This window comes from Pseudomonas sp. MPDS (assembly GCF_013283895.1).
In the GTDB taxonomy this organism is placed as follows: domain Bacteria; phylum Pseudomonadota; class Gammaproteobacteria; order Pseudomonadales; family Pseudomonadaceae; genus Aquipseudomonas; species Aquipseudomonas rhizophila.
This window is the reverse complement of the sequence record NZ_CP054128.1, coordinates 5679619-5702156: the sequence shown is the minus strand read 5'-3', so window position 1 is coordinate 5702156 and position 22538 is coordinate 5679619. Positions and strand designations below refer to the sequence as shown.

The 22538-nt window shown below is 61.6% G+C and carries 14 protein-coding genes and 1 pseudogene; 2 read left to right on the top strand and 13 right to left on the bottom strand.

All coding sequences use genetic code 11. The annotated features are described in order from the left end of the window. Nucleotides 1-10: 10 nt before the first annotated feature. The 8 genes from HQ912_RS25375 to prmA form a co-directional block, all read right to left on the bottom strand. Nucleotides 11-607: a MarC family protein gene (locus HQ912_RS25375; RefSeq protein ID WP_047227382.1), complete on the bottom strand. Its 597-nt coding sequence runs from the start codon at nt 605-607 to the stop codon at nt 11-13. A gap of 63 nt (nt 608-670) precedes the next feature. Continuing rightward, nucleotides 671-3445, bottom strand: coding sequence for a hybrid sensor histidine kinase/response regulator (locus tag HQ912_RS25370; protein ID WP_173407430.1), 2775 nt, complete (start codon nt 3443-3445; stop codon nt 671-673). Nucleotides 3446-3544: 99 nt separating this feature from the next. Then, nucleotides 3545-4840 carry a phosphoribosylamine--glycine ligase gene (gene purD / locus HQ912_RS25365; protein ID WP_047227384.1) on the bottom strand — a complete coding sequence of 432 codons (1296 nt, stop codon included), beginning with the start codon at nt 4838-4840 and terminating at the stop codon, nt 3545-3547. A gap of 188 nt (nt 4841-5028) precedes the next feature. Beyond that, complete coding sequence (purH, locus tag HQ912_RS25360; protein WP_047227385.1) at nt 5029-6636, bottom strand: bifunctional phosphoribosylaminoimidazolecarboxamide formyltransferase/IMP cyclohydrolase; 1608 nt, start codon at nt 6634-6636, stop codon at nt 5029-5031. Between the two features lie 83 nt (nt 6637-6719). Further along, a complete protein-coding gene (gene fis / locus HQ912_RS25355; protein ID WP_025211617.1) occupies nt 6720-7040 on the bottom strand; it encodes a DNA-binding transcriptional regulator Fis in 321 nt (106 codons plus the stop codon). Continuing rightward, entirely contained in the window at nt 7037-8044 is a 1008-nt protein-coding gene (dusB, locus tag HQ912_RS25350) for a tRNA dihydrouridine synthase DusB (RefSeq protein ID WP_047227386.1), read from the bottom strand. The genes fis and dusB overlap by 4 nt, the downstream gene beginning before the upstream one ends. Before the next feature lie 185 nt (nt 8045-8229). Continuing rightward, nucleotides 8230-9474: a DUF3426 domain-containing protein gene (locus HQ912_RS25345; RefSeq protein WP_173407429.1), complete on the bottom strand. Its 1245-nt coding sequence runs from the start codon at nt 9472-9474 to the stop codon at nt 8230-8232. A 30-nt stretch (nt 9475-9504) separates the two neighbouring features. Further along, on the bottom strand, nt 9505-10383 hold the full coding sequence (gene prmA, locus HQ912_RS25340) for a 50S ribosomal protein L11 methyltransferase (RefSeq protein ID WP_047227388.1): 879 nt from the start codon (nt 10381-10383) through the stop codon (nt 9505-9507). Between prmA and HQ912_RS25335 the strand changes: the two genes are divergently transcribed. Next, nucleotides 10369-14550, top strand: a complete 4182-nt coding sequence (locus tag HQ912_RS25335; RefSeq protein ID WP_260990055.1) for a dermonecrotic toxin domain-containing protein — start codon at nt 10369-10371, stop codon at nt 14548-14550. The genes prmA and HQ912_RS25335 overlap by 15 nt on opposite strands. Before the next feature lie 81 nt (nt 14551-14631). Here the strand turns inward: HQ912_RS25335 and accC are convergent, their stop codons facing one another. The 5 genes and pseudogenes from accC to HQ912_RS25310 all read right to left on the bottom strand — a co-directional run bounded on the left by accC (nt 14632) and on the right by HQ912_RS25310 (nt 21184). Beyond that, nucleotides 14632-15987, bottom strand: a complete 1356-nt coding sequence (gene accC, locus HQ912_RS25330; protein WP_047227390.1) for an acetyl-CoA carboxylase biotin carboxylase subunit — start codon at nt 15985-15987, stop codon at nt 14632-14634. A 17-nt stretch (nt 15988-16004) separates the two neighbouring features. Beyond that, nucleotides 16005-16466, bottom strand: a complete 462-nt coding sequence (gene accB, locus HQ912_RS25325) for an acetyl-CoA carboxylase biotin carboxyl carrier protein (protein WP_047227391.1) — start codon at nt 16464-16466, stop codon at nt 16005-16007. A gap of 48 nt (nt 16467-16514) precedes the next feature. Then, nucleotides 16515-16967 carry a type II 3-dehydroquinate dehydratase gene (aroQ, locus tag HQ912_RS25320; RefSeq protein ID WP_018605716.1) on the bottom strand — a complete coding sequence of 151 codons (453 nt, stop codon included), beginning with the start codon at nt 16965-16967 and terminating at the stop codon, nt 16515-16517. Nucleotides 16968-17514: 547 nt separating this feature from the next. Beyond that, nucleotides 17515-18021: pseudogene (locus HQ912_RS28245) on the bottom strand (methyl-accepting chemotaxis protein); the annotation flags it as partial. A gap of 1492 nt (nt 18022-19513) precedes the next feature. Continuing rightward, entirely contained in the window at nt 19514-21184 is a 1671-nt protein-coding gene (locus HQ912_RS25310) for a PleD family two-component system response regulator (RefSeq protein WP_047227393.1), read from the bottom strand. Nucleotides 21185-21469: 285 nt separating this feature from the next. Here HQ912_RS25310 and HQ912_RS25305 point away from each other — a divergent pair, with 285 nt between their 5' ends. Beyond that, nucleotides 21470-22537 carry a DUF2333 family protein gene (locus HQ912_RS25305; protein ID WP_047227394.1) on the top strand — a complete coding sequence of 356 codons (1068 nt, stop codon included), beginning with the start codon at nt 21470-21472 and terminating at the stop codon, nt 22535-22537. The last annotated feature ends 1 nt before the right edge of the window (nt 22538 follow it).

Here is a 22538-nt window from a genome sequence, read left to right as displayed (position 1 = left end):
CGCTGCTGTGTCAGGGCACCAGATAGCCTCTGACCCCGGTAAAGATGATCTGCGCGGCCAACGCGCAGACAAACAACCCCATCAGGCGGCTGACAATCTGTAAGCCCTGGTCACCGAGAATCCGCTCGATGCGGCTGGACAGGTAAAGCACCACGCCGACGGTAAAGCTGGCCAGGGCGATGCTGATGATGGCCATGAGTTTGTCGTCCCAGTGCGGCTGGCTCACGCCCATCACCAGCAGGGCGCCAATGGTGCCGGGGCCGACCGTCAACGGAATGGTCAGCGGGACAATGGTCACGTCCTGCTGAACATTATCTGTCTGTACGGCTGATTTGCCTTGGGCCATGCCCAGCGCCGAAATGAACAGCACGCTGCCGGCGCCGATTCGGAACGCATCCACGGTGATGCCGAACACGCTGAAAATCACCCGTCCGAACAAATACAGCAATACGCTGGACACCAGCGTCGCGATCGCGACTTTCCAGGCCAGGCGCCGTTGTTCCTTGCGCGAGTAGCCGCGAGTCAGGCCGATAAAACACGACAGCACGAAGAAGGGGCTGTAGAGCACCAGCATCTTCAGATAAACGCTGAACAACACATGAAGCATGGTCGAGGCTCAAGGCGGAGAAAGACGTCGGGGAGTCTATCAGGCGTTTTGGTGTCTGTCGGCTCAGGACGTCTGCGCTGTACGATTCTGCTGGTCGCGCTGGGCCACCCAGTGTTCGATCAGCTCGCGCAGTTGCGACAGTTCCACCGGTTTGGCCATATGGCCGTCCATCCCGGCCTGACGGGCGCGCTCCTTGTGTTCGGCCAGGATGTGCGCGGTGAGCGCGACCACGGGGGTGCGGGTTCGCTGGTTACCCATTTCCCAGGCACGCAGTTGCTGGGTGGCGGAAAAGCCGTCGAGGATAGGCATTTCGCAGTCCATCAAGACCAGGTCGTAGCGCTGCTCCTTCATGGCCTTGAGGGCTTCCTCGCCGTTGCTGGCGGTATCGGGTTGCAGGTTGAGCTTGCCGAGCATGCCACGGATGACCTTGGTGGAAATGCTGTTGTCTTCGGCCACCAGGATGCGGAAGTCGCTGGGCACTTTTACCGGAACGACAGGACCGGCGCCCATCGGAATGCTCGGCGCCTGGCCTTTGTTGCGCTGGTTGAGTTCGTCCGCCAGGGTAGTCTTGAGGGTATAGCCGGCCACCGGTTTGGCGAGGATGCGCTTGACCCCGCTGTTGCGAGCCACGACCTTGCTCGGCGCGTTGCTGATGCCGGTGAGCATGATCAACAGGATGTCGTGATTCAGGCTCGGGTCTTCCTTGATCTTGGCCGCCAGTTGCATGCCGGTCATGCCGGGCATGTTCTGGTCCAGCAGCACCACGTCGAAGTAGTCCCGCAGGTGCGCCTTGGTGCGCAGCAGCGCCAGGGCTTCCTTGCCCGATGGTACGGCGCTGACGTTCAGGCCCCAGGCGCTGCATTGCTGCACGAGCACTTTGCGGCAAGTGTCATTGTCGTCGACGATCAACACCCGCGCCCCTTGCAGCGGACTGTCGAGGTCGGAAGTCGGATGTTCGAGGCGATCCGGGTCCAGGGGCAAGGTCAGCCACAAGGTACTGCCCTGGTTGCTGCCGCTTTTGATGCCGAACTCGCCGTGCATCAGCATGATCAATTGACGGGCGATGACCAGGCCTAGGTTGCCGCCCAGGCGGGTGGCCGAGAGGAAGTTCTTGCTGTGCAATTCGGCATGCATCAGCGTGTCGCGCTCTTCGGCGTCCATGGGTGTTCCGCTGTCCTGCACCGCGATGCGCAGGCGCGGCTGATTGCTGCGCTCGTCCAGCGCAACGACGATCAACACTTCGCCCTCGTCGGTTTTTTTCAGGGCGTTTTCCAGCAGGCTCAGTAGCGCCTGGCGCAACCGTGTCGGGTCACCGCTGATCACTCGCGGCACCTGGGGTTGGATAAAGCTGATCAGTTCGACATTCTGCTGTTCGGCCTTGGCGCGGAAGATACTCAGGCAGTCCTCGATCAGCGCATTGAGGTCGAACTGCACGTCGTCCAGTTCGATCTGCCCGGACTCCAGCCGGGAAATGTCGAGGATCTCGTTGATCAGGGTCAGCAGTTCGTTGCCGGCGCTGTGGATCGTCTGCACGTAATCGCGCTGCTTGACCGACAGCGGCGTGCCCAGCAGCAGTTCGGTCATGCCCAGTACGCCGTTCATCGGCGTACGGATTTCGTGGCTGATCTTGGCCAGGAACTCGGCCTTGGCATTGATCTCGGCATTGCTCGCCGCCAGGTCGCGGCTGATGCTGAAACGGCTCTCGTTGATCGAGCGCTGGCGCTCACCCAGGGCGACACTCATCAGCAGTCCGCTGACGCAGATGAACCCCAGCAGGGTGATGATCAGGCCCTGGGGAGCGACTTCCGTCAGCCCTTGCAGGGCCGGCAGGATGATCAGCGTGCCCAGGTTGAAAACCACCATGGCGGCGACAAACAGCCGTGCCGGGCGATAGCCCTTTTGCCAGTGCCAGGCGCTGACAAACAGCATGCTCAGGCCGGCCAGCGCGACCAGGGCATAGGTCATGATATTGAGCGGCAGTGTGTTCACGAACAACAGCAGCAGGCTGCAGAGCGTGATGAACACGATGTCTCCCAGCAGCAGCCGGTTCAACGGGTGCGGCCCCTGGGGGGCGAAGAAGCGGTAGGCGAACATCAGGCCGCAGGGCGCGGTCAGCAGCAGGGCCAGATAGGCCCCCGGCGTCTGAATGGCCGGCCAGTCGGGCAGCCAGGCTCCAGCCAGGTTCAACAGCAGCACCAGGCTGAGCATCAACAACCCTTCGCAGGCCGCCAGCCACAGGCAACTGCGTGAGCGGGTATAGGCGTAGCGGGTCAGGTTGTGCAGGATCAGCATCGCGATGCAGCCGAACAGCAACCCGTAGATCAGCGTCTGGTTCTGGTTGGCCGCCGCCTGAATCGCCGTTTCCAGGGTGACATAGGGCCGCAGTTCGTGCCGGGACGCCAGGCGCAGGTAGACGTCCAGCTGTTTGTCGCTGCGCGGCAGGGCCAGCATGTAATCGCTGCTGGGCAGGGGTTGTTCGATACGGGGCAGGGCATCGCCGCCGACCTGTTGGTCCACCAGGGTATCGCCGTCCAGCACATAGAGGTTCAGGCGAGACAGGTCGGGTGCAAAGATACGCAGTATTTGTTCATGTGGGTCGGGGGCCAGCCGGAAACGCAACCACAATGCCCCACCCGGCTCGGCGGCCTTCAGGCGGTCCAGGTCGATGGGGCTGAATTGATTGGTGTAGCGGGCAGAACGGATGTCGCTCAGCTTCAGGTCGCCCTGTTCGTCGAGCAATACCGCCCAGCCACTGCCTGGCGCGGCCTGAGCCGGGAGCGTGCAGAGCAGTGTCAGCAGGGTGACGGTTAAACCTATGGCAATCCTGAGCCAGCGCACGGCGAAATCCCTTCGTAGGTTGATGCCAGATTATAACTATGCGCGGCGCCGGAGCAGACAGGCAAGGGCCATGGGCGCTTGCCGGTCTGAATGGCCGGGTTATTCCAGATTTTCGCCACGCTCGCGGGCAATGGCACGGTAGCCAATGTCCTTGCGGTAGAAACAGCCTTCCCAGTCGATCTCGGCGGCAAGCTTGTAGGCCTGCTGCTGAGCCGCGTCGACACTGGACCCCATGGCGGTGGCGCAAAGTACGCGACCGCCGGCGGTGACCACCTGGCCATCCTTCAGCGCGGTCCCCGCATGGAAAACCTTGCCTTCAAGCCCGGCTGCAGCCTCCAGGCCTTGTATCGCATTACCTTTAGCGTAGTCGCCCGGATAACCCCCGGCTGCCAGTACCACACCGACGCTCGGACGCGGATCCCACTGGGCTTCGACCTTGTCCAGAGCCTGGGCCAGGGCCGCTTCGACCAGCAGCACCAGGCTCGATTGCAGGCGCAGCATCACCGGCTGGGTCTCAGGATCGCCGAAACGGCAGTTGAATTCGATGACTTTTGGGTTACCAGCCTTGTCGATCATCAGGCCGGCATACAGGAAGCCGGTGTAGACGTTGCCTTCCTCGGCCATGCCGCGCACGGTCGGCCAGATGACCTGGTCCATGACCCGCTGATGGACCTCGGTAGTGACCACCGGGGCAGGGGAGTAGGCACCCATGCCACCGGTGTTCGGGCCGCTGTCGCCATCGCCAACACGTTTGTGGTCCTGGCTGGTGGCCATTGGCAGGACGTTCTTGCCATCGACCATGACGATGAAGCTGGCTTCTTCGCCGTCGAGGAACTCTTCGATCACCACCCGGGAACCGGCGTCCCCGAAGGCATTGCCGGCCAGCATGTCGCGCACGGCGTCTTCGGCTTCGGCCAGGGTCATGGCTACGATCACGCCTTTACCGGCGGCCAGGCCGTCGGCCTTGATCACGATCGGCGCGCCTTTTTCGCGCAGGTAAGCCAGGGCCGGATCGATCTCGGTGAAGTTCTGGTAGTCGGCGGTCGGAATCTTGTGACGTGCCAGGAAATCCTTGGTAAAGGCTTTCGAGCCTTCCAGCTGTGCGGCTCCGGACGTCGGGCCGAAGCAGTCCAGGCCACGGGAACGGAACAGGTCGACCACGCCGGCGACCAGCGGCACTTCCGGGCCGACGATGGTCAGTGAGACGTTCTTCTCGGCGAAGTCGGCCAGTTGTTCCAGGGCCAGCACGTCGATGGCGACGTTTTCGCATTTGGCTTCGATGGCGGTACCGGCATTGCCCGGTGCCACGAAAACCTTCTGCACACGCGGATCCTGAGCCACTTTCCAGGCCAGGGCGTGTTCACGGCCACCGCTGCCAATGATCAAAACATTCATTTCAAAAACCTCGGATGACGCTGATTCTGTTTGGAGCCTAGGGCGTTTTGCGCCATAGGAGGTCGCAATGAAGTCGGTAGATGCAAGGCGGAGTCGACCTCGATGAGCGGAGTTGCCTTTTGGCAATGAGCATCATCGAGGTCGGCTCCAACGCAGCAGATGCCGGCTTCAGTGCGGCCGTTGTCTTGTTAGTGACGGAAGTGGCGCATGCCGGTGAATACCATGGCGATGCCGGCTTCATCAGCCGCGGCAATCACTTCAGCGTCACGCATCGAACCACCCGGCTGGATCACCGCAGTGATGCCGACCTTGGCCGCGTTGTCGATGCCGTCGCGGAACGGGAAGAACGCATCGGAGGCCATGACCGCGCCCTGTACCTGCAAACCGGCGTGTTCAGCCTTGATCGCGGCGATGCGGGCCGAGTTCACGCGGCTCATCTGGCCGGCGCCGACGCCGATGGTCTGGCGGTTCTTGGCGTAGACAATGGCGTTGGACTTGACGTACTTGGCGACTTTCCAGGCGAAGATCAAATCGTTGATTTCCTGCTCGCTTGGGGCGCGCTTGGTCACCACTTTCAAATCTTCGCTGCCGATCATGCCGATGTCGCGACTTTGTACCAGCAGGCCGCCGTTGACACGCTTGTAGTCCCAGGCCGGCGCGCGGTCGGCCGACCATTGACCGCAGGCCAGCAGGCGCACGTTGGCCTTGGCGGCGACGATGGCACGGGCTTCTTCGCTGACCGAAGGGGCGATGATCACTTCGACGAACTGACGCTCGACGATGGCCTTGGCGGTTTCGGCGTCCAGTTCACGGTTGAAGGCGATGATGCCGCCGAAGGCCGATTCGGTGTCGGTGGCGTAGGCCAGTTCGTAGGCCTGGCGGATGCCGCCCTCGGCGTCCGGGCTGACGGCCACGCCGCACGGGTTGGCGTGCTTGACGATCACGCAGGCGGGCTTGACGAAGCTCTTGACGCATTCCAGCGCCGCATCGGTGTCGGCCACGTTGTTGAACGACAGTTCCTTGCCTTGCAACTGGGTGGCGGTGGCGATACCGACTTCGGCCGGCTTGGCTTCCACGTAGAACGCCGCGCTCTGGTGCGGGTTCTCGCCGTAGCGCATTTCCTGGGCCTTGATGAACTGGGTGTTGAAGGTGCGTGGGAATTCGCTTCGGCCTTCGGTCGACAGGGTTTCAGCGGCCTGGTTCACGGTGCCCATGTAGTTGGCGATCATGCCGTCGTAGGCGGCGGTGTGTTCAAAGGCCTTGAGCATCAGGTCGAAACGCTGGGCGTAGGTCAGGCCACCGGCCTTGAGGTTTTCCAGCACGCTGGCGTAGTCACTGGCGTTGACCACGATGGCCACGTCTTTGTGGTTCTTGGCCGCCGAGCGGACCATGGTCGGGCCGCCGATGTCGATGTTTTCAATGGCGGTCGGCAGGTCGCAACCTGGCTTGTTGATGGTGGCTTCGAACGGGTAGAGGTTGACGGCCACCAGGTCGATCGGCTTGATGCCGTGCTCGTTCATGATGGCGTCGTCGATGCCGCGACGACCCAGGATCCCGCCGTGGATCTTCGGGTGCAGGGTCTTGACCCGACCGTCCATCATTTCCGCAAAACCGGTGTAGTCCGCGACTTCCACTGCGGCGACGCCATTGTCCTGCAGCAGCTTGAAGGTCCCGCCGGTGGAGAGTATCTCGACGCCCAGCTGTTGCAGTTCGCGGGCGAATTCGAGGATCCCGGTCTTGTCGGAAACGCTGATCAAGGCGCGGCGGATCGGCAGGCGGGTGGTCTGGTCGGTCATTTCAATTTCCATCAAAAGCAAGGGAAGTCAGCAAAAAAGGCGACCGTTTTTTACGCGGGCGCCTTTCTGGTTTGATTGAATGCTTACAGCAGATCGTACTGCTTGAGTTTCTTGCGCAGGGTGCCGCGGTTCAGGCCCAGCAGCTCACTGGCCTTGGTCTGGTTGCCCTTGACGTAGTTCATCACGCTCTCGAGCAGAGGTGCCTCGACTTCCGAAAGCACCAGGTTGTACACATCCGTGACGGCAGCGCCCTCAAGGTGGGCGAAATAATTGTGCAGCGCCTTCTCGACACTCCCGCGAAGGGTCTGACCTTCTTCGCTGGGCGTATTGAGGTGCTGTTTCAAATTTACGTTGTCGCTCACGGGTGTTATTCCACTCACTAAAGTCTCGGTCATCATCGTCATGCGGCCACCCCTTCGTCCCCTGTCAGGCTCTTGTAACGCTCAGCGAAGAACGCCTGAACGTCGGCGCATTGTGCTTGCGTACCATCCAAACGATTGAAACGGGCGCGAAACTCCCTGGCGCCCGGCAGGGTTGCGAGATACCAGCCCACATGCTTGCGAGCGATGCGTACACCCATGACTTCTCCGTAGAAGGCATGCAGCGCGGCCAGATGCTCTAGCAGAATACGTTCCACCTCGGACAGTTGCGGCGCAGCGAGCTTTTCGCCGGTGCGCAGGAAGTGTTCGATTTCACGAAAAATCCATGGCCGCCCCTGGGCAGCCCGGCCGATCAACAACCCGTCGGCACCCGTCGCGTCCAGCACGTACCGGGCCTTTTCGGGCGAGTCGACATCGCCGTTGGCAAAGACCGGCATCGACACCGCCTGCTTGATCGCGGCAATGGTGTCGTACTCGGCCTCGCCGGTGTACAGGTCGGCACGGGTGCGGCCATGCACCGCCAACGCCGTGATGCCTGCCTGTTCGGCGATCTTGGCCACCGTCAGGCCGTTCTTGTTCTCCCGGTCCCACCCGGTGCGGATCTTCAGGGTCACCGGCACATCGACTGCGGCGACGACCGCCTGCAGGATCTCGGTGACCAGCGCTTCATCCTTCAACAGTGCCGAGCCTGCAGCCTTGTTGCAGACCTTCTTCGCCGGACAGCCCATGTTGATGTCGATGATCTGTGCGCCCAGCTCGACATTGGCCCGGGCCGCCTGCGCCAGCATCTGGGCATCGCCACCGGCGATCTGCACCGAGCGGGGCTCGGGATCGCCTTCGTGGATCATGCGCAGACGCGATTTGCGGGTGTTCCACAAACTCATGTCGCTGCTGACCATTTCCGAAACTACAAGCCCGGCGCCCAGTCGCTTGCACAGCTGACGAAAGGGCTGGTCGGTGACGCCCGCCATTGGGGCGAGAACCAGGCCGTTCTGTAATGTATATGGGCCGATGCGTACCGCCGACATAGGACTTCCCTGAAGTGGGGCCGGATCATGAGACTTCGAAAAAGGGTTGGCATGATACCCGCTCTCGATGACTGGATAAAGGTCGAATTGGATAAAATCTGAACAGCTATTTTGTTATCGCCAGCGGTTTGGTTCGGGTGCGCTGAGTCAGAAAGCTGCCGCCAATCGCCCGGCCCTGGTGTGCATCACTCTGGTGAATGAAAGCTCAGGCTGTAGTTCACCGCTTTAGGTCCCGGGTCGAGGATATCCAGGGCAATATGAATGGGCGTCTGCGGCGGCATTTCCCCCAGGCCTTCGACATCGCCGCCCAGATATTCACCGGGCTTGAAACGGCGACTGGCGATCAGATGCCCGTTGAGGTCGGCGAAACGCAGCTCCAGCAGCGGGAAAGGCTGGGAGAACGGCGCACGGTTGTAGATGATTGCGTCCACCACCAGGGCGCCGCTGAACTCCGGATGGCTGCGCACCACCAGGTTGCTGCTTTTGATTTTGCCGATGTCGACCTTGGACGGCACGTCGCAGCCGATGGTCGGGCAAATCTGCAGGAACCACGGGCGATACTGATCCTGACGGGCCAGTTCTTCGAAGTGGTAGGCGATGTACTGGCCGGCCAGGGCCGCGGCGGCGAACAGGATCAACAGGCCCCACAGCAAACGCCGGCCCCAGGGCGAGCGACGCTTGCGCCAGTCCAGTTGCAGCGGATCGTCATCCAGGTCCTGAAGGGCCTCGGCGCGTAATCCGGATTCATGGCGCTCGCGTGCCTTGCGCGTCGGCACCGCTTGCAACGGTGCTTCGTCGTGATCATCGTGATCATCGCTGGCAGACAGACTTTCCAGGTGTTCGTGGGGCTCGTCGTCCGGCTCCAGGCGTAGCGGGGTGACCGGCTCGTCGTCCGGTTCCAGCGGTTCCAGGGTCAGGGGCAAGGACAAGGACGGTTCGGTGCGCGGTGGGCGGGCCGGTTCATGGGGCTCGAACGGTTCGACCGGGGTTTGTAGGGCCGTTTCGTCGCGCTCGCTGGCGGATTCGCTGTACAGGCTGTCGGACCAAGGCTCCTGATCGTTCGAGAGCGGGTCGCGTTGCGCGCTCAGGTTGTCTTCACGACGTCGGCCGAAGGTATCCGGCGCACGCTTGTCACGCCGCTCCAGTCGAGCCAGTTCCTTGTCCAGATCATCGAGGTCCAGCTCGGCGGCGGTCCATTGCTTCTGGCTGATCGCACGGGGCGGGGATTCGGCGGCGGGCGTCTTGATTGGCGGTGCCAGGGGCGTGACGGTTTCCTTGGCAGTATGCTGTTCCAGCAATTGCCGTGCGGCATTGAACACTTGCAGGCACGAGCCACAGCGAACCACCCCGCGGGCCACGCTCAATTGAGTATGGCTGACGCGAAAACTGGTGTGGCAATGCGGGCACTGGGTGACGAAACTGTCAGTCATGCGGCAATCCGGTTGATACAGGCGGCCATTCTAGCGCCGACGACCGGTGATGCGCACCCAGCCATCGCGATTGGCGATGGGGTCCAGATCAAAGTCCGCGGCATAGGCCGCAGCGACTTCTTCACCCTGTTCGGCCAGGATGCCCGACAGCGCCAGGCGTCCGCCCGGCTTGACCAGGCTCGACAACTGCGGCGCCAGGGACACCAGCGGACCGGCCAGGATGTTGGCCACCAGTACGTCGGCCTGAACCTGTGGCAGGTCTTGCGGCAAGTACAGGGGGAACAGCTCTGGGGCAATGTTGTTGCGCCCGGCGTTGTCGCGGGAGGCTTCCAGGGCCTGGACGTCGATGTCAGTGCCGACCGCTTCCTTGGCGCCCAACAGCAGCGCGGCAATGGCCAGGATCCCCGAGCCGCAGCCGAAGTCGAGCACGTTACAGTCTTTAAGGTCCTGGCCGTCGAGCCATTCCAGGCACAGCGCGGTGGTCGGGTGCGTGCCAGTGCCGAACGCCAGCCCTGGGTCCAGCAGCAGGTTCACCGCATCCGGCTGCGGCGCGGCATGCCAGCTCGGCACGATCCACAGGCGCTGACCGAAGCGCATCGGCTGGAAGTTATCCATCCAGCTGCGTTCCCAATCCTGGTCTTCGATCACTTCGCTGTGATGCTCGGGCAACGGGCTGCCGGTGAGCAGCTCCAGATGTGCCAGCACGCTGGCCGGCTCGGTGCCACCTTCGAAAAGGGCCAGCAGGTGAGTGTGGGACCATAACGGCGTGGTATTGAGTTCCGGCTCGAAGATCGGCTGGTCTTCGGCGTCCATGAAGGTTACCGATACGGCGCCTACTTCAAGAAACGCGTCTTCGTAGGTTTCGGCTTGTTCCGGGCTGATGGCCAGACGTACTTGCAGCCAAGGCATGGCGGGCACCTTTGGAAAAAAATCTACAGGAGGCAGCGCGGGGCTGCAAAGGCGCGCAGTGTACGCCAGGTCGCCATCAAAGTGGATAAGCGAGTCTCGTGCCGCCGGCGTGGTGTTTCGATATATATATGTATGACATGGGGGCAATGCAGGGCGGATAAGGTGCGGGTCCACACAACAGGGAGGAATGTGATGGACAACACTGCCGAACGGCACAGCAACACGAGCGGCGCGGGGACGGTCTCTTCCCCGCAGGCGGAAACAGCACAAGTCATTCTGGAGAAGTTGGCACGTTGGCAGGCGGCTATCGACCAGCGATTACACGCTCAGATGCCCTTGCTGGAGGTGCTGGAAGAGTACCTGCTGGTCCAACTGCGCACCCATTATTACCAGGGCAACATCGATCCATACTTCATCGGCACCCTGCTCGATGCGGTGCTGCAACGGATGATCGACCAGACGCCGGTGGCTTTTGATGAAGAACAGGATGCTCCTTATCGCTGGCCCGGCGGGACTGATCCGGGGTTTGCGGCTGAGCGTCGGGAAGTCATCGTGCAGGTGGTGGAAGCAAGCGCTGCGGGCTTTACCCATCACTACAAAGACTATCTGCAACGTCACTGGCGCATGGCCGGGAGCGACGCCTCTCTTGAGGAGGTGGTCAAGCACAGGCTCGCTGAATACCTGGCCCGGATCGATAGGATTTTCCAGCCGGAGCAACTGGCGGGGGTGGACGTCGATGAGCTGAGGGAGAAGCTTGAAAACCTTCAGGCGCACTGGCGTCTCACAAACCAGATCACCTCGTTGGCAACCGCTCAGGAACGGCGGAGTCTTCAGGCAATCGCTGGGGGGCAATTGCCTGGCTGGCTGAAGGCGCTGAGTGAAGTCGAGCGTAAACAGTTGAAGGCTTTTGAGGCACGGACCTCGCAGGCGCAGGCGCTGGTGGATGAGCTGCTCGACGGCCTGGGCTCGCTGCAGGCGTTTGCCCGGCGGCTGGCCAGGGACTATGTCAGGCGTGAACTGGACATGGAAGTCGAGCCTGACGGCATTCGAGTGCAGTTGCAGTGGCGAGGGATCATTGACCAGCCGGTGCAGACCCATAGCCTGAGCGAATTGCTGGCGGCAGGTCCGATAAGATCGGACGCTATATCGGTGTTCCTGGTGGAAAATGGCGCCATGCTGCGCAACCAGCCTCTTTCGCCGGCGTTCATTACCCAACTGCTGGCAGACGTGGATGCCCCCGCTGGGTATGGGGCAGCATTGGTCAGCCAATATGGCCGGGCAGACCTGAAGGACGCCATGCTCGATTGGTTCGTGGCGCGCCTGGAGCAAAGCGCGTTCGTGGCACGTTGTGCGGGCCATTTGAAGGTGAGCCATCACGAGGCGCTCAAAACCTTATGGGCAAACGAGACGTCGGCGCAATCGGCCAGTGCCTGGCGTGTGGCCTGCCTTGCGCTTCCAAACGCACTGAAGTGTTCCGATCTTCTGTTGTTCTACCGCGAGGACCGGTCGGGCGAGGTCAGTGATCTGTTGTTGTACGCCCCCGGCAAGCCAGATGGGCAGGAGTGGATCGAGTTGCCCTCGCTTCGGTCCGTGAATGCAGAGATAGGCGCCTGGATTGAAAGCCAGGCGGGTCGCGAATACCTGTTGCAACAACTCTCTGCCGCCGGGCGTGATGTGGCTCGGGAGTACTTTGCCGGCGTGGCGGACAAGCCGACGGCATGGGATCTGAACAAAGACCTCAGGAGCACTGCGATGGCCTTCAAAGCCTGCCTTGAGGCGTCTGTTGCAATGGGCCTGGCCAACAACCTGGCGCAGGTGGAGCAGGACGAATCGCCCCAGTGGTACGCGGCCCTGCCGCTTGACTCCCGACGCATCATCAGCAGCTTGAGCCAGGAGCTCCTGGTTCATCAGCAGGTCTTCAACGAGCAGATCGCCGGCTATGAGGTCTTTGTGGACTTCGCCAAACGTACCGTCACCCAAGCCATCGCACCGTACATGCGTAGCAAGGGGGTGCAGGAACCGGTCGATCCTGCCACGGTGCTCATCGACTACACACCCGGGCTGGCGAGTGGCAAGACCCAGGTTGCCAGCTTGCTGGAGCTGGCCATCCATGGGTATGACGACAACTCGGGCATCGACAACCCCAGAAAAGGCGTGCGGTCATCGATCGGGCAGGACCTGGGGCAGGTTCGCAGTGCGGAGCTGGCGACCTACATCCGGCGGGCCTACGTGGGCGAGCAGTATGCGCGGCAGATCCGCGCCAGGTTCCTTGATGCCAGCGCTGCCGAATACACCAAGCGGCGCAATGCCTACCGCAACCTGTTGCTGACTCGGATGGATCGCGACCTGCGGATCGCGACGGGCAAGTCCTTGTTGAACGCCCGTGAGTTCTGGTGGCTCACCCGGCAAATCACGCTGCTGAGTGAGTCGACGCCGGTGACCGGCTCAGTGAGTTCGCAGGCAGTGGTGCAGCGCGAAGGTCTGATCCGGTTTACCGTCGGCGGTCATGTGGTATTGGGCGTCTATGTCTTTGCCTACTTTGATCCCAAAGGCGCCTATTGGCTGTACACGCCCGACGCTCCCGACGGCGTCACGTTTCGCCCATACCAGGACTTCCCCGGGGCGATCGCCGCACGCCTGCGTGATTACGTGCTGGAGCGGGTGGCCGTTGGTGCTCGTGCCGCGGTAAGGCGCTCGCTGACGGCTTTGGCGACCACGACCCGTGGCCTCGAAGTATTGCGCGAATTCAATCGGGTAATGGATATCTCGTCGCAGTTCGATGCCTACATCGAGCGTGCTGTCACGGACGTGGAAGATGTCACGAAAAGTCGCGGCGAGGTGATCAGGGATCAGGTGCTCAAGGGCCTGCTCTTCGCCTCCGCGCCGGTGTGCATGGTTTACCCGCCCTTTGCCCTGTTGCTGGATGCCGGCTTCATTGCCCTCAGTTCCAGGCAGGCGATCGAGGCGCATGGGCAGGGCGACACGGATCGCGCCCTCGGCCATTGGCTGCAAGCGACCTGGGGCGCGTTGTTCGGCATGCTTGGGGCAATGAGCATGACCCGGCTGCTCGGTCAGGCTGTCAGGAGTCTGAAGCTCGCCGTAAGGCCCATGTCCTTGGCCGCTCAGCGCCTGAGGCAGGTGACATCAGTCGCTGCCAGGGAGAGCGGGCCGCTGATCCAGCCGATCCGTTTCGATCCGAAACAGGCGGTCAGGGAAACGCCGAAGAATTTGCAGCAGGTGACCGAGGGGGCTTTCAAAGGCACCTATCTCAGCCCGTCCAGCGCTACGCAGCCGCGAAATGCTTTCTACATACTCGACAAGGGCAGGTACTACCAGGTGAGGGGGAATATATACTTCGATGGTCTGTGCCTGGTGGATGCCCGTTATCCCGGCGCGTTTTACAAACCGCCCGTGTACAGGATGGCGAATGGCAAGTGGGCGCGTAAACCCGTTGGAATGAGTGGCGGCAATGATGATGTGCGTAACCTTGGGCGAGTGAGCGATCTTCGCGAAGCGTTTCCCGGGCATGTCTTCCCGGACGTGGCGCGGGGCGCGTTGCAGGGCGAGGCGGTGGTCGCCAGGTTCAGCGAGACGGCGGCAGACAACTATCTGTTCTCCCTGAACGCCCAGACATGCGTGATCGCTTCGTTGTACAACCCGACCACCAAGGTCGGGGCGGTCATTCATTTCGATCACAACATCCGCGCACTGATCGAGCGCAGTGTTCGCGAAGTGAAGCAGCGTTTGGGAGGGGCAGCGAAGGATATTCGCGCCATTCTGGTGGGCGGCGATTGGCTGACAGGCGCTGATATTGGCGAGCCGGTCAGATCGGTGATGAGGCGCCAGGGGCTGCAGCCAACCTGGGATCACTGGTCGTATTCTTCCTGCTTCGGTAATACCTATGGTGTGTCGCTGGATCTGCGCACTGGGGTGACGTCGGTGTTCAAGACATCACAGAGTCAGGTTGAGCGCTACTACATACCGGTGCTGGCGAGGGCGAAACAGAGTTCCGACCCGGTGTCGGTGCGTGCGCGTGGGTTCATGACGCGCTTGCGTAGTGAGCCGTTGGTAGCCAATGCCAATGGTGGCGTTCGCACCCAGCAGGGCAGGGCGGCGACGAGGGCGCAGATCGAAGCACAGGCACTCCCTACGGTAGCGCTGAGCTGAGTCATTCGCCGCCATTGTGAAAGGCAGGCAAAAAAAGACCCCGGCCAATGGACCGGGGTCTTTTTTACATCACTCGGGACATCAAGCCTGATCAGCCAGCTTGTGTTCCAGGTAATGGATGTTGACGCCACCTTTGCAGAAGCCTTCGTCGCGGACCAGGTCGCGGTGCAGCGGGATGTTGGTCTTGATCCCGTCCACCACGATTTCGTCCAGCGCATTGCGCATGCGCGCCATGGCTTCGTCACGGGTTGCGCCGTAGGTGATCAGCTTGCCGATCAACGAGTCATAGTTCGGCGGAACCGCATAACCGCTGTACAGGTGCGAGTCGACGCGAACGCCATTGCCGCCTGGAGCATGGAAATGCTTGACCGTGCCTGGGCTTGGCATGAAGGTTTTCGGGTCTTCGGCGTTGATCCGGCATTCCAGCGAGTGGCCGCGGATCACCACGTCATCCTGGGTGAACGACAGTTTGTTGCCGGCGGCGATGCTGAGCATCTCCTTGACGATGTCGATACCAGTGACCATTTCCGAAACCGGGTGCTCCACCTGAACACGGGTGTTCATTTCGATGAAGTAGAAACGACCGTTCTCGTAGAGGAACTCGAAGGTGCCGGCGCCGCGGTAGCCGATGTCGATGCAGGCCTTGACGCAGCGTGCCAGGACTTCCGCGCGAGCCTGCTCGTCGATGCCCGGTGCCGGTGCTTCTTCGAGGACCTTCTGGTGACGACGTTGCAGCGAGCAATCGCGGTCGCCCAGATGGATGGCCTGGCCCTGGCCGTCGGACAGCACCTGGACTTCGACGTGACGCGGGTTGGTCAGGAACTTTTCCAGATAGACCATCGGGTTGCCGAACGCCGCGCCCGCTTCGGAGCGGGTCAGTTTCGCCGAGGAAATCAGGTCTTCTTCCTTGTGTACCACACGCATGCCGCGACCACCGCCACCACCGGCAGCCTTGATGATCACCGGATAGCCGACTTCGCGGCCAATGCGCAGGGCGGTTTCTTCGTCTTCAGGCAGCGGGCCGTCGGAACCTGGAACGGTAGGTACGCCGGCGGCGATCATGGCGTGCTTGGCCGATACCTTGTCGCCCATCAGGCGGATGGTGTCGGCTTTCGGACCAATGAAGGCAAAACCGGAGTTTTCGACCTGTTCGGCGAAGTCGGCGTTTTCCGCCAGGAAACCGTAGCCAGGGTGAATGGCGGTGGCGCCGGTCACTTCAGCGGCGGCGATGATCGCCGGGATGTGCAGGTAAGAGTGCGCAGCCGACGCCGGACCGATGCAGACGGATTCGTCCGCCAGGCCCAGGTGCATCAGTTCTTTGTCGGCCTTGGAGTAAACGGCGACGGTCTTGATGCCCATCTCTTTGCAGGCACGCAGAATCCGCAGGGCGATCTCACCGCGGTTAGCGATCAGAACTTTTTCCAACTTCGCAGTCATCAAAGGCTCTCCGCGGTTCAAACGATGGTGAACAGCGGTTGGTCGTACTCAACCGGCTGGCCGTCTTCAACGAGGATGGATTCGATCACACCGCTGGTTTCAGCTTCGATGTGGTTCATCATCTTCATGGCTTCGACGATGCACAGGGTGTCGCCTTTCTTCACGGTCTGGCCGACTTCAACGAAGGACGGCGAGGACGGGGAAGACTTGCGATAGAACGTGCCTACCATTGGCGAACGGGCAACGGTGCCGTTGAGCGTTGGCGCGGCAGGTGCTGCTGGAGCGGCGGCAACTGGCGCTGCTGCCGGAGCAGGCGCGGCGGCTGGAGCCTGCATCGGTGCCGGCGCGTAGAACTGCTGGGCCGGGGTCTTGCTGTGACGGCTGATGCGTACGGACTCTTCGCCTTCCTTGATCTCGAGCTCGTCGATGCCGGACTCTTCCAGCAATTCGATCAGTTTCTTAACTTTACGGATATCCATGAATCATCAACTCCCAAGGGTCGGTCAGGGGCGTTTAACGCTTGTTGTTCAAGCTGTTGCCTGTTTTTCAAGCTGCTCTAGGGCGGCCTCCAGAGCCAGTCGGTAACCGCTGGCGCCAAGGCCGCAGATCACTCCCACCGCTACATCGGAGAAGTAGGAGTGATGGCGGAAAGGTTCGCGTTTGTGCACGTTGGACAAATGCACTTCGATGAATGGGATGCTCACTGCCAGCAGCGCGTCACGTAATGCGACGCTTGTGTGCGTAAAAGCAGCGGGATTGATCAAAATGAAGTCCACACCTTCGCCACGCGCGGCATGGATGCGGTCGATCAATTCATATTCGGCGTTGCTTTGCAGGTAGAGCAAATGATGGCCGGCATTGCGGGCCCGCTGTTCCAGGTCCTGGTTGATCTGGGCCAGTGTCACGGCCCCGTAGACGCCCGGTTCGCGGGTGCCCAGCAGGTTCAGGTTGGGTCCGTGCAGGACCAATAGGGTCGCCATCTGCTGTTCCTTGTTATCTGTGAGCAGGTGTCAGAACCCGGCGACTATGCCGCAAAGCCTTTATGACTGTCCAGTTCTCTGCAATAGCCAGCACGATGACCGATGTTTGCGCGAAATTTGTGACCATGCTCCAAGATCCGGTCACCCGCCCCTAGGATGCCTGCGCTAAACCCTGTGGGAGCGAGCCTGCTCGCGATGGCGGCGATACATTCAATATTTCTGCAAGCTGACCCACTGCAATCGCGAGCAGGCTCGCTCCCACAGGGGATCTGTGGTGAACATCAAGGTTGGGAATAACCCGAAACCCGCGTGGGAGCGAGCTTGCTCGCGATGGCGGCGGCACATTCAGCACTGATGCAAGCTGACCCACCGCTATCGCGAGCAAGCCCGCTCCCACAGGGATCTGTGGTGAATATCAATGTTGGGAATAACCCGAAACCCGTGTGGGAGCGAGCCTGCTCGCGATGGCGGCGATAGATTCAATATTTCTGCAAGCTGACCCACTGCAATCGCGAGCAGGCCCGCTCCCACAGGGGATCTGTGCTGCTTAAACCCGAAATGCCTGCACCGCCGTGTGCAGCCGCCCACCCAACACCAGCAGGTTGTCGCCCTGTTCCCGCCCCTGACCAATGCGCAGCAGATTATCCCCACCCAGTTGATGAATCCGCTCACTGTGATCGCGGATTTCGCTGACGGCGCCGCTTTGTTGGGCGGTGACGTCGGCGATGCGCACTGCGGTTTCGGAAATGGTCTGGATGGCCCCGACGATTTTATCCAGTGCGCCGTCGGCCGCTTGTGCCTGGTTGGCGGTGGCTTCGGCGTGTTCGACCTGGGCGCGCATGCCGTCCACCGACTGGCGCGCGGCCAGTTGCAGGCGGGCGATCAGTTCCTGGATCTCGGCAGTGGCGCCCGCCGTGCGTTGGGCCAGGGAGCGGACTTCTTCGGCCACCACCGCGAAACCTCTTCCCATGTCTCCGGCGCGTGCGGCTTCGATGGCGGCGTTGAGGGCCAGCAGGTTGGTCTGATCGGCAATCGAGCGAATCACTGTCAGCACGCCGCCGATGGTGGCCGATTCCTCGGCCAGTTGTTCGATCATTTGTGCGTTGCCTTGCACTTCGCCCACCAGCGCATGCAGGCCGGTGAGGCTCAGGCCGATGACTTTCTGTCCTTGCTCCACAGCATGCCCGGCGCTACGGCTGGCGTCGGCGGCCTGGCTGGCGTCACCGGCTACTTGTTGAATGGTCGCTTCCAGTTCGCTGAGAGAGTCGCGAATCAGCGCCGTGTCACCGGCCTGGTGCTCGGCGCCGCTGTGCAATTCTCCACTCAGCTCGGCCAGTGCCCGGCTGCTGCCAGCGACCTGCTCGGCATTCAGGCGAATGGTGCCGACCAGATCCACCAGATACGCCCGCAAGCGATTGAGCGAGGCCTGGATGTCTTGTAACTCGCGGTTGCTGGCGCCCACATGAATGTCGCGGCTGAAATCCCCTTCGGCCCAAGTCGACAGGGCGGGTGCCAGATTCGTCAAAGTCCGGGCCAGGCGCCGCTGCAAGGTGTCGATGAGCAATGCGATCAGCAGGATCAGGCCGATCATCAATCCCTGAATCAGCCGAACTTCGCCCTGGATCTGGCCATGTTGGGCGCGAACCGCCGACTCCATGGCATCGATCGCCTGTTGCACATCGGCGATTTTCAAGTGCGTGGCGCCGCTCAGTTCTGTGCGCTTCTGGATCAATGCGCGAGTGCGCCCCAGTTCGGCAGGGTAGCGGCCGAGCAGGCTGTTGAGTTCGCGCTTGAGGGCGATGCCGGCGTCTTCGGCGACGGTTTCTTCCTGGGTCTGCAAGCCCATCAGCGCAGCGAAATCATCGCCCTGCGCTTCGTTGCTGGCTGTCACGCCCAGCAGCGGCAGGCTGTCGAGGCTCTCGGCCTGTGTGCGGATGCTCTGCAGTTCCCGTTCGACATCGGCGGCCAATTCGCTGCGTCCGCTGCTGACCAGTTTGTCCCGGGCGAGGGACAGTCGGCCCAGATGTTGCGAAGCGGCGAACAACGGCGGCAGGTAGGCCGGGGCGCCATTGGCGTATTGCGCAAGGCGGTCCAGGCTCGCGCTCAGCTCCCGTTCGGCCTGCAACAGCAGGGCTTGCGGATCGCCCGCCAGCTTACCGGCGGCCAGCAGATCGGTCTTGCTGAAGCCGTCGAGGCTGGACAGGCTTGGGCGCAAGCTCTTGGCCAACTCGGGCGGAAATTGGTCCAGGTCCTTTTGCAAGGTATCAATGGACTGGGTCGCTGCGCTGAGGCGCAAGGCGTCGCCGCTGGCCAGGTAATCTTCGATGTTGCGCGCCACCTCGCCCTGGAACTGCCGCGACAGGCTCAGGTAGCGCTCCATCAACAGATAGGGGCGCTCCAGGGCGATTTGCGACCACCACAGGGTGCAAGCCAGGCCAAGGCACACGGCAACTAAAAGAAGGGTATTGAGATTGGTCAGCAGCTTCAGGCGCATCAAGGGTCTACCAAGGGCAGAATCGTAAGTGCTTGAAGTTATTGCGTTTGGGTTACAGGTTTATGACTGAATCGGTGGATTCCGATGAAAAGGTGGCACTTTGCTTTGATTGCCGCGCGCTTTGTACCCGATTGCGCCCTGCGTGCTTGGCGCGGTACAGCGCTTCGTCCGCCTGGCTGGCCATCATCAGGCTGTCGGACTCTTCGCTCATCTGCACCACGCCCGCGCTGAAGGTGCACCACAGGTCCTGGGGCTGCGCCGGGTAGTGAATTTCGGCAAAACGCTGGCGGATTTCATCCAGTACCTTATAGGCCGCATCGATATCCGTGTCCGGCATGACGATGGCGAACTCTTCACCGCCGTAACGGCCGATGAAGTCGGTCTTGCGCAGACGCTGCTTGAGAAACAGCGCCAGGCTTTTGATCACCCGGTCGCCCATGGGGTGGCCGTGGCTGTCGTTGACCCGTTTGAAATGGTCGATGTCCAGCATGGCAAAGCTCAACGGCTTGCCTTCGCGGCGAGCGCGGAAGCAGCAGTCTTCGAGCAATTGCAGGATATGGGTGTGGTTGTAAAGACCGGTGAGGCTGTCGCGGACCATCCGCGCCTTGAGGTTGCGCGCCCGGGCCGCTCGGTTGCGCACGGTGGTGATCAGGTGCCGGGGTTTGATCGGTTTGGTCAGGAAGTCGTCGCCGCCTTCACTCATGGCGTCGAGCTGTTTGTCCAGGTCGTCTTCGGCGGACAGGTAAATGATCGGCACGCTGACATAGCGGTCATTGTGGCGGATCACCTTCGCCAGCTCCGTGCCGGTGCAGGCGGGCATGTACATGTCGAGGATGATCAGATCAGGCTGGAAATCCGCCAGCTCGGCCATGGCCTGGATCGGTTCGATCAGCGTGCGGGTGACGATACCGGCGCTGTTGAGCAGGCGCTCGGTGTGCAGGGCCTGGGCACGGGAGTCATCAATGATCAGCACTTTGTAGGGTTCGTACTGGGCAACGCAGGTCAGCACTTCGATCTTTTCCAGCAGGCTCGAGGCTTCCAGGGTGCCGGTGAGGAACTCCTGCCCGCCGGCGCGCACCGCCGCCAGGCGTGTCGGCGTGTCGGTTTCCAGCAGGCTGAAGAACAAGAGCGGCAACGGCTGCTCCAGACCTTCCTGAGCTTCGGCGGCCAGTTTCAGGCCGATGCCGGGGCCGCTGAAGTCCACGTCCATGACAATTGCGGCCGGCAGGCGCTCGACCATCGAAGCCCGAAACGCCGCCACGCTGTCGAGCGCCTGGGCGCTGAGGCCGAAGAACTCCAACTGCTTGGCCAGCCGCTCGGCGCGGTCATGGTCCTGCAACATCACGTAGATGGGTTTGCGCAGCGGCGGCAGGAAGGTCTGTTCGAGCTGATCGCCATGGCGCAGGCCGGTGCGGGACAGGCGCTGCATCAGTCGATTGATTTCAGTGATCAGGTGGCTGCTCAGACGCCCGCGATTGGCTTCCACCGCTTGCAGCGATTGACTGATGCCCTGGGCGAGCTGGCAATGCTCCGGTTGCTCGAAGCGCTCGGCAAAGCGCAGCAAACGCAGGTTGGCTTCGCTGAGCTCCGACAGGTCGACGCCTGACCATTCACTGCGTTGCAGGCGCTGCCAGATCTCCAGGATCTGACGAGCCTGGTGAATTACCCGCTGGGCAAAGTGGTGCTTGAGGCGCTCACGGCTGGGGTCTTCTGGCTCGGTCATATCCTGACTACTAGTTAGGGTGCATGCTGAGATCGACTGGTGGCTCTATGCTAGCACCTCTTTTCATTCGCATGAGTGTCATACGTCAATAATCTGTCTTGGGAGGGTATTCAGTTTATGACCGGTCAGTTTCGTAGGCTGGTGACAGCGCTTCCTTTATAGTGGCCGTTCGATTGCCCTGTCGTGGTCGGCATGATTTGCGCCGCATTATCGCGTTTCAAATCAGGCACGATGGCGTAGGGTTGTGGTCGAACCGTGAACTCAAGTGATTGAAGGGACATCGCCATGCTGGACTGGAAAAACCGCGCGGGCAGCGCGCCTGAACGTGCCGCCGAGCCGAAATCGGCCACCCGCAGCTACCTGGGTGGGCTTTTTTTCAGCCGGGCACTGGCCACCCTGGTCGGCCTGTACTTGCTGGTGACCATTGCCGTCGGCTGGTACTGGAGCCAGGAGCCCGCCCTGTTCCCCGTGCAGCAGAACGCCCAGGCGGCCGCGGAGAAGGAAGGCCGGCAAATGGTGATCGGCTACACCACCGTCGAGACCCTCAAGACCGTGGCCGAAACGCTGCTGACCAAGCCAGGTGGCTACATTTCCAACGACCGGTTCCCGCCGGGCCTGTGGATGGACAACATGCCGAGCTGGGAATATGGCGTGCTGGTGCAGGTACGCGACCTGAGCCGCGCTCTGCGCAAGGACTTCGCCCGATCCCAGTCCCAGTCCGCCGAGGACGCCGACCTGGCCAAGGCCGAGCCGCGCTTCAACTTCGATAACCGCAGCTGGGTGCTGCCCTCCAGTGAGTCGGAGTACCAGGAAGGCATCACTCTGCTGAGCCGCTATCAGGCGCGCCTGTCCGATCCGAACCAGAAAAGCGCGCTGTTCTATGCCCGCGCCGATAACCTGAATAATTGGCTGGGCGATGTCGGCACTCGTCTGGGTTCGCTGTCCCAGCGCCTGTCGGCCAGCGTGGGCCGGGTCAAGCTCAACACCTCGCTGAAAACCGAAGTCACGGCCCCGGGCCAGGTACCGCAAGTGGACGAGGAGGTGGTCGAAACCCCGTGGATGCAGATCGACAACGTGTTCTACGAAGCTCGCGGCCAGGCCTGGGCGCTGTCGCATTTGCTGCGCGCAATCGAAGTGGATTTCGCCGATGTGCTGGCAAAGAAAAACGCCACGGTCAGCGTGCGGCAGATCATTCGTGAACTCGAAGCCTCCCAGGAGCCGGTCTGGAGCCCGATGATCCTCAACGGCAGCGGCTTCGGTGTATTGGCGAACCATTCGCTGGTGATGGCCAACTACATTTCCCGCGCCAACGCGGCGGTGATCGACTTGCGGCAACTGCTGAACCAGGGCTGAC